Raw genomic sequence first — 15,739 nt, 5'->3', positions numbered from 1 at the left:
TCGTTGTCTTCCTTGGGATTATTCAGGCGGAATGCTTCAGGCCGGCGTCGCGCGCCCCGGCCTCGGCCAGCGAAGCCGCCACCACGGCGAGCACCTCGGTCGCGGTGTTTTCGGAATGCCGGCGCAGCACCTGCGCCAGGCGCGGCCTGCCAGGCTCGCGCAGCGCGGCCATGATTTCCTCATGTTCCTCATGCGACTCCTGCCAACGCAGGATATCGGCATTGGCGGCGCCGCGCGCGCGGTGGACCTTGCTCATCAGCGTGGCGTAGACGCCGGCCAGCACCGGGTTGGCCGCGCCGTCGATGATGAGCTGGTGGATTTCCTGGTTGATGCGGAAATAGTCGGTGCGCCGCCCCGCGGCATGCGCGTCGATCATGGCCTGGTGGCGCCGCTCCAGCTTTGCCATGGCGGCGTCGCCCAGCCGCTGCGCCGCCAGCTCGCCGGCCAGCGCCTCGAGCCCGTGCAGGGTCTCGAAGGTGGCGCGCAACTCCTCCAGGTCGAGCGGCGCCACGCGGTAGCCGATGTATTGCCGGTGCAGCACCAGTCCCTCGGAGACCAGCACCTTGAGCGCCTCGCGCAGCGGCGTCTTGGAGACGTCGAAGGTCTCGCAGAAGGCGCGTTCGTCGATGCGGGCGCCGGGCGGCAACTCGCCCTCTTCGATCATGGTGCGCAGCCGGGCAGCGATGCCGGCGGACATGCCGAGGGTGCGCAGGCGCGTAGTTGGGGAAAGCGTTTGTGTCACAGACGTCACCAGATTGGGGAAATGCACCACGAGAAGGCTATCACATCCCAAAATTGTGCATCCGCAACATCGTAAAATCAATAACTTACGAGCGTTGTAATTACAGATTACGTATCTTATACTCCGACCTGTTGCGCGACACCCATTAAAACCGCCCACCCAAGGACCGAGACAAGGAGACGCCGCCATGCAAACGACAAGCCAGGCGACGGTGTTGACGGAGGCCAAGACCTCCGTGCGCTGGAAGATTTTTTTGATGATGCTGTTCCTCATCGCGATCAACTACATCGATCGCGCCTCGCTTTCGGTGGCCATGCCGCTGATCGCGAAGGAGTTCGACCTCAGTCCCACCATGCAGGGCCTGATTCTCAGTTCGTTCTTCTGGACCTACGCGCTGATGCAGGTGCCGGGCGGCATGCTGGCCGACAAGTACAAGCCCCGCATCGTGATCGCCTGCGCCACCGTGTTCTGGGGGCTCGCCCAGACCATCGCGGCGTTCACCACCAATGCCATGTCACTGATGCTGACCCGGCTCGGCCTGGGCGCCGCCGAAGCGCCGATCTACCCGGCCGGCGGCAAGCTCAATGCGATCTGGATGACGCAGAACGAACGCGGCCGCGGCGCCACGCTGCTTGACGGCGGCGCGCCGCTGGGCGCGGCGCTCGGCGCGATCATCATCACGTGGCTGATCGCCTCGCTGGGCTCGTGGCGCCTGGCCTTTATCGTGGCCGGCGTGGGCACCGTGCTGGCCGGCTTCATGGCCTGGTACTACGTACGCAATTCCCCGCGCGAGCACCGCGGCGTGAACGAAATGGAAGCGCGCTACATCGAGGAAGCGCAGGCCAACGAGCATCGCGCCGAACCGGCCAACCTGTCGGGCCGCTCGCTCGATTTCTTCAAGTACCGCTCGGTGTGGTGCATGGCGATCGGCTGGATGTGCTTCAACACCGTGTTCTACGGCCTGCTGACGTGGATGCCCAACTACCTGAACAAGGTCCACGGCTTCGACATCAAGCAGATGGGCGGCGCCAGCTTCATCATCTTCTTCAGCGGCTTTATCGGCGAACTGATCGGCGGCTGGATCGCCGACAAGTGGAAAGAGGCGGGCGGCCGTCCCAACGTGGTGATGCGCACGCTGTTCGGCATTGCCGCGGTGGTGGCCACGGCGTCGATCTTCTCGGTGGCCTATGTCAGCGACCCGATCATCGTGGTGGTGCTGCTGTCGTCCACGCTGTTCTTCCTGCGCTGGTGCGGCCTGTTCTGGTGTGTCCCGTCGATGCTCGGCACCCGCAACAAGGTCGGCTTCCTGGGCGGCGTGATGAACCTGGGCGGCAATATCGGCGGCATCACCGTGCCCATCATCGTCGGCATGATCGTGCAGTTCACCGGCTCGTACTTCCTGGCACTGATGTTCTTCGCCGCTGCTGGCGTGGGCCTGCTGCTGGCCTCGACCGCCATCGACTACGAGACCAAGATTCCGGTCTGATCCTGATCCTCGCGGATCGAATCATCGAATTCCAAGACGAACGGGGGACCGGCAACGTCCGTCCCCGCATCCACTCCCAAGACCACACATGACCAAGCAAATCCGACTCGGCATGCTCACGCCGTCTTCCAACACGGCGCTCGAGCCCATCACCAGCGCGATGGTTGCCGGCCTGCCCAACGTCAGCGCGCATTTCTCGCGCTTCACCGTGACCGAGATCTCGCTGCGCGACCAGGCGCTGGGGCAGTTCAACCTCGACAAGATCCTGGCAGCCGCCAGCCTGCTGGCCGATGCGCGCGTCGACGTCATCGCCTGGAACGGCACCTCGTCCGGCTGGCTCGGCTTCGACAAGGATGAAGCGCTGTGCAGGCAGATCACCGAGGCGACCGGCATCCCGGCCACCACGTCGGTGCTGGCGCTCAACGAAATCCTGGAAAAGACCGGTGCGCGCAACTTCGGCCTGGCCACGCCGTACCTGCACGACGTGCAGCAGCGCATCATCGCCAACTATGAACGCAGCGGCTTTCACTGCGTGGCGGAAAGCCACCTCGACCTGCACGTGAACTACAGCTTTGCCGAGGTCGAAGCGGACACCATCCGCGAGATGGTGCGCGGCCTCGCCCAGCACGGCCCGCAGGCGATCACCACGTTCTGCACCAACCTGCGTGCGGCGCACCTGGCCGAGGAGCTTGAAGCCGAGACGGGGATCCCGCTGTACGACACCATTTCGACGGTGGTGTGGAAATCGCTGCGCCTGTGCGGCGTGGATACGCGCGAGCTGAAAGGGTGGGGGCGGTTGTTCCGGGAAGTGGAGTGATCGGTTAGACCACCACACCCTGCGGCGCGATGACAATACTCGCACCGAAGGTTTTCTCCCCTCTCCCGCTGGCGGGAGAGGGGCAAGGGGGGAGGGCCGGCGCATGGCAAGCACGACGCCGCCTCACTCCGGAGACACGCTTACCCCCACCCCCGGTCTTTCTCCATAAATGGGAGAGGGGAGCGCCCCATCGCACGGCGAGACGCTGTGCAAATCTGCAATCCCCCTCCGCACGCCCGCGCATTGCCGCACCGAACCCGCGATCCTAGACTGCTCGCACGGCCCCACGATGGCGTGGCGGCCAGCCAACCCCAAACAGGATCGCGATGAAGCTCTACTACTCCCCAGGTGCATGCTCGATGTCCGTCCACATCGCGCTGCGCGAAGCCGGCCTGCCCGTCACGCTGGCCCGTGTCGACCTCCAGCATCACAAGCTGGCGCAGCCCGAGCACGGCAGCGACGATTACTACGCCATCAACCCGCGCGGGTACGTGCCGCTGCTGCAGCTCGACGACGGCTCACGCCATACCGAAGTGGCATCGCTGCTGCAGTACATCGCCGATCTCGTGCCCGAACGCAACCTGCTGCCGGCTGCCGGCACGCGTGAGCGGCTGGAAGCCAACGGCTGGCTGACGCTGGTCTCCACGGAACTGCACAAGGTATTCAGCCCGTGGCTGTGGCACAAGGATACCGCGCCGGACACGCAGGCGGCATGCAAGGCCAAACTGCAGGCGCGCTTCGCCGAACTCGACCGCCATCTGCAAACGCGCCAATACCTGATGGGCGAGCGCTACACCGTGGCCGATGCGTACTGCTTCACCATCCTTGGCTGGGCGCGCATGCTGATGATGCCGCTGAGCGCGTACCCGTCGCTGCAGCAATACCTGTCGCGCGTGGCCGCACGGCCCGCGGTGCAGGACGCGATGCGCGCCGAAGGGCTGGTGCGCGACTGAGCCGACCGGCGCAGGGCGCTGCTCAGCGCTGCGCGCCGAGCAGCGATTCGATCTTCGCCACCAGTTCCTTGTCGTCCGGCCTGGTGCGGCTGTCATAGCTGGCCACCACCTTGCCGTCGCGGCCGATCAGGTATTTGTAGAAGTTCCACTTTGGCGTGGTGCCGGTCTGTCTGGCCAGCAGCGCGTACATCGGGTTGGCGTCGCTGCCGCGCACGTGCGACTTGCCCAGCATCGGGAACTTGACACCGTAGGTGTTGTAGCAGAAGTCTGCGATCTGCTTCTCCGAGCCCGGCTCCTGCGAGAAATCGTTGGACGGGAATCCCAGCACCACCAGGCCGCGCGCATTGTATTTGGCGTGCAGCGCTTCGAGGCCTTCATATTGCGGCGTGAAGCCGCAATAGCTGGCCGTGTTGACTACCAGCACCACCTTGCCGGCGTACTGGCACAGGTTCTGCGGCGCTTCGTCCTGCAGGCGCGGGAAGGTGAAGTTGAGCGATGCCGGGCAAGCGCCGGCCGGCGTCGTGGCAGCGGGCGCCGCCGGCTTGTCGGCGGCGCGGGCAGGCGAGGGCAGCAGTGCCGACGCGGCGAGCGCCACGGCGGCGAAGGCAAGGGAATAGCTATTCAGGGAACGACGGAACATGGCGACGGGGCTCCAGGGGGCGGCTCGCTGCATCGGGTACGCGTAGTCTACGCCGATGACGTGTCCGCTGCCGCCCGCCGCTTCAGTCCATCGCCAGCGTGGCCGCGTGCTCGGTGACGCTGCCGCGCAGCTCCAGGTCCGGCATGCTGCGCACGATCAGCAGCGCCAGCACCGACGCGGCCGCACCGACCGCAAAGATCAGGTGGAAGCCCGACTCGACGCCGCCCGCCAGCACGTGCTGCACCGCCGGCGACAACTGCGCCAGGGCTTCGCTGCCATGGCGCAGCGCGCCGAGGTCGAGCGCCTGCGTCACGCTCGAAGCCGCCAGCGCATGGCGGAATTCCAGCGTCAGCAGCGTACCCGCCAGCGCCCCGCCCAGCGCGCTGCCGAGCGAGCGCAGCACCAGCAGCGCGCCGGTACCGGCGCCGGTATCGCGGCGCTCCAGCACGTTCTGCACGCTCATCAGCGTGGCCACCATGGTGATGCCCAGGCCAACGCCGGCCAGCGCCATCGCCATCAGCACAACACCCAGCGGCACCGCCGGCGTCACCAGCGCCAGCACGATCAGGCCGAGCGCGCCGGCGACATAGCCCGCCGTCAGGATGCCGCGCATACGGCCCACGCGCGGCGCGACCCAGGCCACGATAAAGTTGCCCGCCACCGTCGCCAGCAGGAACGGCATCACCAGCAGGCCGGAGGTCGAGGCATCGGCGCCTCGCACCAGCTGGAAGTGCAGCGGCAGCGCAAAGATGCACAGGAAGATATTGAGCGCCGACAGCGCCGATGCCGCCACGCCCATCACATAGGCGCGGTTGGCAAACAGCCGCGGCGGCAGCATCGGGTCGGCGGCGCGGCGCTCCTGCCACGCCAGCAGCGCCACCGCCACGGCCGCGGCGACGAGCAGTGCAGCCAGCTCCGGCGACAGCCAGTCATAGACATCGCCACCCCAGCTCATCGCCAGCAGGAAAGCGACAATGGCCACCGCCAGCAGCAGCGCGCCCAGCCAGTCCACGCGCGCGCTACCGCCGCGCGGCGGCAGCAGCGCCAGGCCGCGATAGCACATCACCATCGCCAGCAGGCCCAGCGGCACGTTGACCCAGAACAGCCAGCGCCACGACATGTGGTCCGACACCCAGCCGCCCACCAGCGGCCCCGCGATCGAAGCCACCGCCCACACCGTGGCCAGGTAGCCCTGGTAACGCCCGCGCTGGCGCGGCGCGACCACGTCGGCGATGGCCGCCTGCGCCAGCGACATCAGCCCGCCGCCGCCCACGCCCTGCAGCGCGCGGAACAGGATCAGCTGCCCCAGCGTCTGCGCGAGCGCGCACGCCACCGAGGCGCCGATGAACAGCGTGATCGCCACCATCAGCAGGCGGCGCCGCCCGAAACTGTCGGAAAGCTTGCCGTACAGCGGCGTAGTCACCGTCGACACGATCAGGTACGCGGTCACGATCCACGACAGGTGGCCAAACCCGTTCAGGTCATTGGCGATGGCAGGCACCGCCGGGATCACCACGGTCTGGTCCAGCGCCGCCAGCAGGATGCACAGCACGATGCCGCCGATCACACGCATGATGGCGCGATGGTCATGGACGGGCGTTGGAATGGCTTGGGCGGCGGATGCGGACGACGACATTGCAGACACGGGTACGCGGCAAAGTGCCGCGAGACAAACATGGAGAAGGGGAATTGGCGGCCGGAAGGTCCGCCAGGAACGGCAGGGAGCCGCCGCGGAGTGACCGTAATTCAGTAACCGCATAATTATATGCGGTAAGCGCATATCGCGCTGAGGGGAGACTACGGGGGTGTCGTCAAACCCCTACGGCTTTCTCCCCTCTCCCGCCCGCGGGAGAGGGGCCGGGGGAGAGGCCCGGCGCATCAATTCGCCACCACCAGCCCGATCAATGCCTAATGCCCACCCCCATGGATGTAATGCTCCAGCTGCTCGATGATGAACTGCTGCTCGGAGATGATGTCCTTCACCAGGTCACCGATCGACAGCATGCCGACCAGCTCCTCGTTCTCCATCACCGGCAGGTGGCGCAGCCGGTGCTTGGTCATCAGCGCCATGCACTCATCGGTGCTCTGGCCGGCGCTGACATAGATCACCGAGGTGGTCATGATGTCGCGCACCAGCGTCTCGCGCGAAGTGCGCTGCATCAGGATCACCTTGCGCGCATAGTCGCGCTCGCTCAGGATGCCCATGATGTCCCCGTGCTCGATCACCAGCAGGGCGCCGATCCCTTTCTCGGCCATCAGCTGCAGCGCGGCATAGACCGTCGCCGTCGGCGGGATGCTGTAGATGGCCTGAGTCGGCTTGGATTCCAGAACCTGGCGTGCAGTTTTCATCACCAACTCCTCTTCCGTCGAGAAATCATGCGGCTGGCGCTACCTGCCTTGCGGCCAATGGAAACAGAGTAGCAAAGGAATGCGCCAGCTTACAGGGTGACTTACGCGAATCTTTGTAAGCAACGTTGTGGCGCAACCACTACTGCCGAAACTCCTTATTCCGTCATCAGCCGTACCTTCACCTTCTTGCCCTTCACCTTGCCCGCATTGAGCCGCTTCACCGCCTCGCGCCCGATGCTGCGCTCCACCGCGATATAGGTCGACATCTCCAGCACATTGATCTTGCCGATCTGCTCCTTGGTGAAGCCGGCCTCGCCAGTCAGCGCGCCCAGGATGTCGCCGGGGCGGATCTTTTCCTTGCGGCCGCCAAGCATCTGCAGCGTCACCATTGGCGGCAACAGCCGCTCGCTGCTCGCGGGCGTCAGCTCGGCCAGCGCATGCCATTCGAATTCACCGCCGTGGTGCTGTTCGAGGTTACCCACGCGCCCCATCTCGTCCATGCTGACCAGGCTGAACGCCCAGCCCTCCTGGTCCGCGCGACCGGTGCGGCCGATGCGGTGCACATGCACCTCGGGATCGGGCGTGATCTCGACATTGATCACCGCTTCCAGCTGCGCGATATCGAGCCCGCGCGCGGCCACGTCGGTGGCAACCAGCACCGAGCAGCTGCGGTTGGCGAACTGCACCAGCACCTGGTCGCGATCGCGCTGCTCCAGGTCGCCATGCAGGGCCAGTGCCTGGTAGCCCTGCGCGCGCAGCAGCTCCACCAGCTCGCGGCAGCGCGCCTTGGTATTGCAGAACGCCAGGGTGCTGGCCGGGCGGAAATGGTCGAGCAGCCGCCCCACCGCGCCCAGGCGCTCGCCTTCTTCCACTTCATAGAAGCGCTGGCGGATGGTGGTGTTGTCGTGCGTCGCTTCCAGCTTCAGCGATTGCGGCTTGCGCAGGAATTTGTGGGCAAGCTTGTCGATGCCTTCGGGATACGTCGCCGAGAACAGCAACGTCTGGCGCTCTTTCGGGCAACGGCTGGCGACGTACGCGATATCGTCGAAGAAGCCCATGTCGAGCATGCGGTCGGCTTCGTCGAGCACCAGCGTGTTGATCGCCGCCAGGTCCAGGCTGCCGCGATCGATATGATCGAGAATGCGGCCCGGTGTGCCCACCACGATATGCGCGCCGTGAATAAGACTGTCCACCTGCGGGCGCATCGGCGAGCCGCCGCACAACGACAGCACCTTGATGTTTTCTTCGGCGCGCGCGAGGCGGCGGATTTCCTGCGTCACCTGGTCGGCCAGCTCGCGCGTGGGGCACAGCACCATGGCCTGCACGTCGAAGCGGCGCGGATCGAGCCGGTTCAGCAGCGCCAGCGCGAACGCCGCGGTCTTGCCGCTGCCGGTCTTGGCCTGCGCCACCAGGTCGTGGCCAGCCAAAGTGATCGGCAGGCTGGCCGCCTGGATCGGCGTCATCTCGTCATAGCCGAGCTGCGCCAGCGTGGCGAGCATGGCGGACGACAGCGGAAGGGTGGAAAAAGCGGGGCCGGCTTGCGGCTGCGGGGGTGCTTGGACAGGGGTCGAGTTCATGCGGGATTATAGCGATCCGGCGTCAGGCATCCGCGTCGGCGGGCGGCGTCCAGCCCAGCCGCTCCAGCAGCGCCTGCGCGGCGGCCGGCGCGCGTTCCTTGGCGCCGTTGATGAAAAAGACAAAGACCTCGCGCTTGCGTGCGGCCGGCTTGCGGTCTTCGAGCACGGGCAGGTCGGCCGGCTGCGCGCCCCGCGCCCACGACTGCGCGCGTTCGGCCCATTCGTCGAGCGCCTTGGGACCATAGCCGGTCTTCAGCTTCTCGCTGCTTTCCATCAGGCGCGCGTAGACAAAATCCGCGGTCAGGTCCGCCATCGACGGGAATTTCGGCGAATCGGTGAACACCGTGGCGGCCTTGTACTTGCGCGCGAGCTTCAGGTAGTCCGGCGACATGAAGCTGTCATGCCGCACCTCGAGCACATGGCGCAGTTTCACCCCTTCGACGGAAGCCGGCAGCAGTTGCAGGAAACCCTCGAAATCCTCCGCATCGAACTGCTTGGTCGGCGCGAACTGCCATACCAGTGGACCGAGCTTGGAGCCCAGTTCGGCAACGCCGCTGTCGATAAAGCGTTCGATCGACTCGGCCGATTCCGCCAGCACGCGCCGGTTGGTGGCAAAGCGCGACGCCTTCACTGCGAACACGAAATCGTCCGGCGTTTCATCACGCCACTTGATAAACGACGAACGTTTCTGCGTGCCGTGATAAGTGCTGTTGATTTCGATCGCGCTGAGGTGCCGGCTGGCATAGGCCAGTTCGCGCGCTTGTGGCAGCTTTGCCGGATAGAAATTGTCGCGCCATGCTGCGAAATTCCAGCCGCCGATGCCGACCCGGAACAGGCCGCCGGACTTGCGCCGCGCTGCTGGCGGCGCAGTCCGCGCAGAGGCTGGCCCAGCTGCTGGCGTAGGTGCGGACTTGGCCGCGGTGCGTGCTGCCATGACGCGATCTCCCGGGACGCGAGAATGCAAGTCTAGCGGGAAACCGCGGCCAGCGGGCGCCATGCCGAACCGGGCAGGGCGCCGGAAACGAAGAAGCCGGAAGCAGGCTTGCGCCTGCTTCCGGCTGGTCCCCCGACAACCTGGTCCGCTAATCCGGTCCGCTAATCCGGTCCGCTAATCCGGTCCGCTAATCCGGTCCGCTAATCCGGTCCGCTAATCCGGTCCGCTAACCCGGCCCGCTCAGAACGACAGGTTCTGGATCACGTCGGCGGTATTCACATCGACCTGCTGCGTCACCACCGCACCGCTGTTGCTGGTGGCCTGCACGCTGTACTTGCCGCCCGCGGCGCCATCGGGCTGCAGCGGAATCGGCAGCGTAGCCTGGTAAGTGCCGATCACCGGCGCGGCCACCGGCAGCGCCGGCTCGGTCGCGTACAGGCTGTAGGCACCGGTATCGGTGGCCGCGGCGGTCGCGGCGATCTCGAAGGTGCCGCCATTGACCAGTTGCAACGCGCGCAGCGTTGCTTCAGCCGAAGCCGGCGAAACCGTGCCCGAGACGCGGCGGTATGTGGAAGTTGGCAGCGACATCGGCGATGCCGAATTCGAGATCACCGTGCTGCTGCGCGCCACCACCGGCACGCTGCGCACGATGCCCGTGCCGCGGCCATTGGCGGCGCCTGGCACCACCACCACGTCGACCGTGCCGGCGGTGCTGCTCTGCTCGATCGGCGACAGCGTGAAGTTGCCGTTGGCATCCGCCACCGTAGCCTTCACCACCACGCCGTTGCGCTCGGCATAGACGCGCGCGCCAGGCGCCGACGCGACCACGCCGGTGACCGCGCCACTGACCACCGTGGGGATCGCCGTCACCACCGGCTTCAGGCCGTAGGTGCCATTGCCGCGCGTCACCACCGACTTGCACGCATCGAAATCCAGCACCAGGTCGGTCAGCGTGCCGGACGCGACCGAGAACGAGCGGTTGATCTTGATGCCGGACTGCACCGCGCTGGGCGTATCCAGCGGCTGCTCGGTACCGCCGGTCGGCACCACCGAGTTGGCCAGCGCGCCGGAACCGCCCCCGCGGTTCGCATCGAGCACCAGCCGTACCTGTTGATAGTTGCCGGCCGACAGCACGGTCTGGCCCAGCGTGGTCAGCACGCCGTTGGTCAGCGACAGCAGGTCGATCCTGCGCGCAGGCACCACGTCGATATCGACCCAGCCGCCGGCGCCGGGCTCGGCGTTGGCGTTGCTGTGCACACGCACCTTGTTGACGGTCACGAAGACATGGTCATAGCCGCAGGCGGGCGCATCGGTCATCGAGACCTGCAGCGTCCCCTGGCCACCACCGGAATCATCGCCGCCGCCGCCACCGCAGGCGGCCAGCGCGAGGGCGCCGCTCAGTGCCAGGATGCGCAGCGGCGTGGATGTGTGAGAAAGGTTCAGCACGGTGTCTCTCCGCTTGTTGTTGTGGGGTGATCGGAGAATATGTTGCGAAACGCTTAACCGGTGTAAGCCTTTGTAAAGCGTTGTAAAGAATCTTCGCCTCACACGCTGCATGGCGCCCGAAACATCCACCAAATGGACGCGTTGCGTCGTCAACTTCAGCGAATCGTCGAACGCCTCGCATTGCTGCCTCAAGTCGGCAACGGGCGCTCCGTATACAGCGGGGTGGAAATCCCACGCAATCAACGCTTCCAACGATTCCCTACGAAGGAACTCCCCAGATGTTCACTACCCTCCGCGCCCGGATCATGGCCCTGTGCGTGGCCATTGTCGTGGCCGCGCTCGCCATCAATACGGCGCTGAACCAGTTCGTCGCCAACCGCTATAACGAAGACGCCATCGACAGCAGCCTGGCCGCCGTGCAGAGCGGCCACGCCAGCGCCATCGCCGAGTGGGTGGCCTCGCACAGCCAGATGATCGATTCGCTGCAGGACGCCGTGCTGCAGCCCGAACTCGACGCTGCGCTCAGGCAGATTGCCGACGCCGGCCGCTTTGCCAACGTCTATGTCGGCTATGCCGACAAGACCGCTAAATTTTCCAGGCCCGAAGGCATCCCGCCCGACTATGACCCCACCGGCCGCCCGTGGTACAAGCAGGCCGCCGCCGCCGGCAAGCCGGTGGTTACGCCGCCCTATGTCGATGCGGGCACCGGCAAGCTGGTAGTAGCCTTCGCCGTGCCGGTGGTCCGCGACGGCGGCGTCAAGGCCGTGGTCTCGGGCGATGTCGCCATGGACACCGTGGTCGCCAACGTCAAGGCGATCCATCCCACGCCGGCGAGCTTCGGCATGCTGGTCGCCAAAACGGGCGAGATCGTCGCGCATACCGACGACAAGCTCACACTTAAGCCCGTCACCGACCTCATCCCCACGCTGACCGCGGACAAGCTCGGCACGCTCGCCGGCGCGAAAACCCCGCTTCAGGCCGATATCGGCGGCAGCGCCAAGCTGCTCGGCGCGCGCGCTATCCCCGGCACCGACTGGATGGTCATCGTCGCGCTCGACCAGGCCGAGGCCACCGCCGGCATGCGCTCGGTGCTGATTGCCTCGGTGATCGCGCTGGTGCTGATCGCGGCCGTTGCTGCCATCGTGGTGTGGGGCGTGGCAACTATGTCGCTGCGCGGCCTCGGCACCGTGCGCGACGCTATGGACGCCATCGGCTCCGGCGACGGCGACCTGACCCAGCGCCTGCCCGCGCACGGCAACGACGAAGTCGCGCAGATCGCGCGTGCCTTCAACACCTTTGCCGACAAGCTCTGCACCACCATGCGCCAGATCCGCGATGCCAGCGAATCCGTGCGCGCCGCGTCCGACGAGATCGCCGCCGGCAATATCGACCTGTCGCGCCGCACCGAATCCGCCGCCGCCAGCCTGGAGCAGACCGCGGCGTCGATGGAAGAGATCACCGCGACCGTCAGCCAGTCGGCCAGCTCGGCGCAGCATGCTAACGAATCGATCACCACCGCCTCGCGCGTGGCCGCCGACGGCGGCGTGGTGATCGGCGAAGTCATCGCCACCATGGGCCAGATCGAGAACGCTTCGGTCAAGGTCTCCGACATCATCGGTGTGATCGAAGGCATCGCCTTCCAAACTAATATCCTGGCGCTGAACGCCGCGGTGGAAGCGGCGCGCGCGGGTGACCAGGGACGGGGCTTTGCCGTGGTGGCCGGCGAAGTGCGCGCGCTGGCCCAGCGCAGTGCGCAGGCGGCCAAGGAGATCAAGACGCTGATCGAATCCACGGTGGGCAGCGTCACCTCCGGCTCTGGACAGGTCCGGCGCGCCGGCGAGACGATGGACGAGATCGTCAGCAACGTGTCCAAGGTGACCGGGATTATTAACGAGATTACTCACGCAGCGATGGAACAGACACGTGATATTCAAGAAGTGAATAAGGCGGTAAGCCAGCTCGACGAGATGGTCCAGCAGAACGCGGCGCTGGTGGAGCAGTCGACCGCTGCCGCATCGGCATTGCAGACCCAGGCGGGCAGCCTGGCGGGGGCGGTAGGTCAGTTCAGGCTGGGGTAAGGAAGGTGGCCGCGCGAAGGCTGGCCACACGCCACCTTCGCGCCAGTCAGGCGGCCGCCGTACGTTTGCGGCGGCCGCCAATCGCCCCGGATGCCGCCGCCCCCAGGATCCGCCGGAACGTCGGGCATTCCATATGGCTCGGCGCCGGGCACGCGGCCGCGTGCCGCAAGCCATCCCGCATCGCCGTCAGCTTGCGGATGGTCCGGTCCAGCTCATCAGCCTTGGCGACGAGCAGCTTCCGGTCGATCTTCGGCCCGCCTTCCGGCGAGAACATCCGGGCGATGTCATCCAGCGAGAATCCCGCCGCCCGACCCAGCGCGATCAGTGCCAGGCGTTCGAGCACACCGGCGTCGTATACGCGCCGCATGCCGCGCCGGCCGATCGGGGCGATCAGGCCCTTTTCCTCATAGAAGCGCAGCGTCGACGCAGGCACGCCCGCCTGCTGCGCCACTTCGGCGATATCCAGGCTTGCCACAGCTTGACCTCAAGTTGACTTGAACTGGCACAGTGTAGCTTCTATGCCGTGAAGGCGACCAAGGAGAAGCAGCCATGGGTGACAAGCAAGCAGAGCGCAGCAATGGCGGCGATCAGGCCGCACTGTGGAACGGCCCGTCCGGCCAGGCCTGGGTAGCGCAGCAGGCGCTGCTCGACCGGATGCTCCAGCCGCTGGAAGCGCTGCTCGTCAGCGCGGTCGATGCCGGCACGGTGCAGCATGTCCTCGACGTAGGATGCGGCGCGGGCGCGACGACGCTGGCACTCGCGCGGATCATCGGTGCGCGCGGGCATTGCACGGGAATCGACATCTCCGGCCCGCTGGTGGACGTTGCGCGGTCGCGCGCGCAACGGGAAGGCGTTCCGGCCGCCTTTGTCCATGCGGATGCGCAAACCCATGCCTTCGCGCCGGGCAGCTTCGACGTCATCGTGTCGCGCCTTGGCGTGATGTTCTTCACCGACCCGGTCGCGGCCTTTGCCAACCTGCGGCGTGCTGCGACGGCCGGCGCCATGTTGCATTGCATCGCATGGCGCGGTGCGGCGGAAAACCCGTTCATGACCACCGCCGAGCGCGCAGCTGCGGCACTGTTGCCGAACCTGCCGCCACGGCAACCCGGTGGCCCCGGCCAGTTCGCGTTCGGCGATCGCCAGTTAGTGCGGTCCATCCTCGAGGACAGCGGCTGGACCGCCATCGACATCACGCCGATCGACGTGGCATGCGCGCTGCCAGCGCGCGCGCTGGAAGACTATTTCACGAACCTGGGCCCCGTCGGCCTGGCACTACGGGACGAAGACGCAGGCACGCGTGCCCGGGTTGTCGAAGTCGTCGGCAACGCCTTCAGGCCTTATGTGCATGGCCAGACCGTGCACTTCACCGCTGCCTGCTGGATGATTACCGCGCGGGCGCCTGCCGGCTCGAAGGCAGAGGAGACAGGCTGTCATGGCTGACGCCGGGGTCACGGGCTTGCCGCGCTCCACCATGAGGAATGTTTGTGTTCCGTGCGCTAACGTACGGAGCATCTGTTGCACAGGGCGAGAATAGGAACCCTTCGGCGCCATCGCGCACCGCATCCCGCTACCGCGGGGTATTTGCATGGCAAGGCTTCCCGGCCGACTGGCCGCCTACGTCGCACTCAGCCTTCTGCTCGCCCCCGGTGCGCAGGCTTCGGATATTGCCTGCCATCCCGCGGCGGCTCCGCAGGCGGCCCGCTGCGACGGCCAGCCGGCCACAGCGAACACATGCAGGCATGCGGACAAGCCGCCGAGCGGCGCCGCCCTGATCTGCGACTACACGATGCTCCGCGGCACATATGAACGCGTCTACGCCGAGCAGTTGCAGCTCCTGCGCACCGGGGAAATTGGCCCGGATGATATCGCCGCGTGGCGAAGATTGCGCGATGCCTGCACCTCGGTGCCGTGCCTGGACAGGGTCTTTGCCAACTGGCGTGACTACGCGAGCCAGAAGCTTGCTCCCCCCGCTGCCCAGGCGCCCCCGGTGCCCGCCAAAGCCGCGAGCAATGCCAGGAAGACCAAACCGGACGCTGGCATGCAGACGGCGGTGCGTCAGCCTCCGCCCGTCGCGAAGCCGGTGCCGCGGGAGAAGCAGCAGGAGAGGCAGCAGGAAAAGCAGCGGGACACCCAGCGCGCCACGGCGCGGCCTGCGTCACCCGCCGCTTCGCAGCCGTTGGCGGAGGCCATGTTGCCTGCAGAAAGCCGGGAGCACCCTGTCGCCCCTGTCGTGAAGAACAGGCCGCTCCCGGATACCGTCCCACCACCTGCGCCGCAGCCTCCGCCTGAGTTCGTGGCCGAAAGGAAAGTCAACGACCGCCCCATCGCTCCGGCCACGACCGATCGGCCGCTCCCGGATGCCGCCCCCCTTGCCGCGCCGCAGCCTCCGCACCGGGCCGTGACTGAAAGAGAAACCCCAGAGCGCCCCGTCGCCCCGGTAGCGATCAATCAACCGCCTCCCGGCCCTGCCACCCGATGGACCCCCATCTACCCCATAGAGGGATCCTTGCCTGGCAGATGGGAACCACTTGGCGCGCTGGCATGGTTGAGCCTGTGCGGCGTGTGCGTGGTCCGGTGGTGCCGGAGGAAGCGGGTTGAATGGCTGCCGGATGCCGCGCGCCGGCGCGAGCGGGCGCGGACCGCGACGCGGATCGTGCTGGTATCGGCGGGACTGATCGCCGTGAACAGCATCGTACTGTTCTGGATCCTGGCGTAGC

General features: G+C 66.5%; 14 protein-coding genes. 6 read left to right on the top strand and 8 right to left on the bottom strand.

All coding sequences use genetic code 11. The features are described from left to right. Window positions 1-22: 22 nt before the first annotated feature. Window positions 23-742: a GntR family transcriptional regulator gene (locus J8I82_RS19060; RefSeq protein ID WP_209760252.1), complete on the bottom strand. Its 720-nt coding sequence runs from the start codon at window positions 740-742 to the stop codon at window positions 23-25. A 187-nt stretch (window positions 743-929) separates the two neighbouring features. Here J8I82_RS19060 and J8I82_RS19055 point away from each other — a divergent pair, with 187 nt between their 5' ends. The 3 genes from J8I82_RS19055 to gstA all read left to right on the top strand — a co-directional run bounded on the left by J8I82_RS19055 (window position 930) and on the right by gstA (window position 3,998). Then, window positions 930-2,228 carry an MFS transporter gene (locus J8I82_RS19055; RefSeq protein WP_029047812.1) on the top strand — a complete coding sequence of 433 codons (1,299 nt, stop codon included), beginning with the start codon at window positions 930-932 and terminating at the stop codon, window positions 2,226-2,228. Between the two features lie 88 nt (window positions 2,229-2,316). Next, entirely contained in the window at window positions 2,317-3,045 is a 729-nt protein-coding gene (locus J8I82_RS19050) for a maleate cis-trans isomerase family protein (protein ID WP_209760250.1), read from the top strand. A 326-nt stretch (window positions 3,046-3,371) separates the two neighbouring features. Next, window positions 3,372-3,998: a glutathione transferase GstA gene (gene gstA / locus J8I82_RS19045; RefSeq protein WP_209760248.1), complete on the top strand. Its 627-nt coding sequence runs from the start codon at window positions 3,372-3,374 to the stop codon at window positions 3,996-3,998. Between the two features lie 22 nt (window positions 3,999-4,020). On the opposite strand, the gene J8I82_RS19040 is transcribed toward gstA, so the two are convergent. The 6 genes from J8I82_RS19040 to J8I82_RS19015 all read right to left on the bottom strand — a co-directional run bounded on the left by J8I82_RS19040 (window position 4,021) and on the right by J8I82_RS19015 (window position 10,944). Then, window positions 4,021-4,638, bottom strand: coding sequence for a glutathione peroxidase (locus J8I82_RS19040; RefSeq protein WP_209760246.1), 618 nt, complete (start codon window positions 4,636-4,638; stop codon window positions 4,021-4,023). Window positions 4,639-4,720: 82 nt separating this feature from the next. Further along, on the bottom strand, window positions 4,721-6,274 hold the full coding sequence (locus tag J8I82_RS19035; RefSeq protein WP_209760244.1) for an MDR family MFS transporter: 1,554 nt from the start codon (window positions 6,272-6,274) through the stop codon (window positions 4,721-4,723). Window positions 6,275-6,546: 272 nt separating this feature from the next. Beyond that, window positions 6,547-6,987, bottom strand: coding sequence for a CBS domain-containing protein (locus tag J8I82_RS19030; protein WP_209760242.1), 441 nt, complete (start codon window positions 6,985-6,987; stop codon window positions 6,547-6,549). A gap of 155 nt (window positions 6,988-7,142) precedes the next feature. Next, window positions 7,143-8,564, bottom strand: coding sequence for an ATP-dependent RNA helicase DbpA (dbpA, locus tag J8I82_RS19025; protein WP_209760240.1), 1,422 nt, complete (start codon window positions 8,562-8,564; stop codon window positions 7,143-7,145). Between the two features lie 22 nt (window positions 8,565-8,586). Next, window positions 8,587-9,498, bottom strand: coding sequence for a DUF72 domain-containing protein (locus J8I82_RS19020; RefSeq protein WP_209760238.1), 912 nt, complete (start codon window positions 9,496-9,498; stop codon window positions 8,587-8,589). A gap of 240 nt (window positions 9,499-9,738) precedes the next feature. Further along, window positions 9,739-10,944, bottom strand: coding sequence for a DUF4382 domain-containing protein (locus tag J8I82_RS19015; protein ID WP_284183093.1), 1,206 nt, complete (start codon window positions 10,942-10,944; stop codon window positions 9,739-9,741). A gap of 278 nt (window positions 10,945-11,222) precedes the next feature. On the opposite strand from J8I82_RS19015, the gene J8I82_RS19010 reads away from it, so the two are divergent. Then, entirely contained in the window at window positions 11,223-13,022 is a 1,800-nt protein-coding gene (locus J8I82_RS19010) for a methyl-accepting chemotaxis protein (protein WP_209760233.1), read from the top strand. Between the two features lie 46 nt (window positions 13,023-13,068). Here J8I82_RS19010 and J8I82_RS19005 read toward each other — a convergent pair whose 3' ends face one another. Next, window positions 13,069-13,497 carry a helix-turn-helix domain-containing protein gene (locus tag J8I82_RS19005; RefSeq protein ID WP_209760231.1) on the bottom strand — a complete coding sequence of 143 codons (429 nt, stop codon included), beginning with the start codon at window positions 13,495-13,497 and terminating at the stop codon, window positions 13,069-13,071. 74 nt (window positions 13,498-13,571) lie between these two features. On the opposite strand from J8I82_RS19005, the gene J8I82_RS19000 reads away from it, so the two are divergent. Both J8I82_RS19000 and J8I82_RS18995 read left to right on the top strand, forming a co-directional pair. Further along, window positions 13,572-14,462, top strand: a complete 891-nt coding sequence (locus tag J8I82_RS19000) for a class I SAM-dependent methyltransferase (protein WP_209760229.1) — start codon at window positions 13,572-13,574, stop codon at window positions 14,460-14,462. A 145-nt stretch (window positions 14,463-14,607) separates the two neighbouring features. Then, window positions 14,608-15,738 carry a hypothetical protein gene (locus tag J8I82_RS18995; protein ID WP_209760227.1) on the top strand — a complete coding sequence of 377 codons (1,131 nt, stop codon included), beginning with the start codon at window positions 14,608-14,610 and terminating at the stop codon, window positions 15,736-15,738. Window position 15,739 lies beyond the last annotated feature (1 nt).

Origin of the sequence: Cupriavidus consociatus (assembly GCF_017814975.1) — a bacterium.
Taxonomy (GTDB): Bacteria; Pseudomonadota; Gammaproteobacteria; order Burkholderiales; family Burkholderiaceae; genus Cupriavidus; species Cupriavidus consociatus.
Note: the sequence above shows the minus strand (reverse complement) of the source record. Positions and strands in the feature narration are given on the sequence as shown.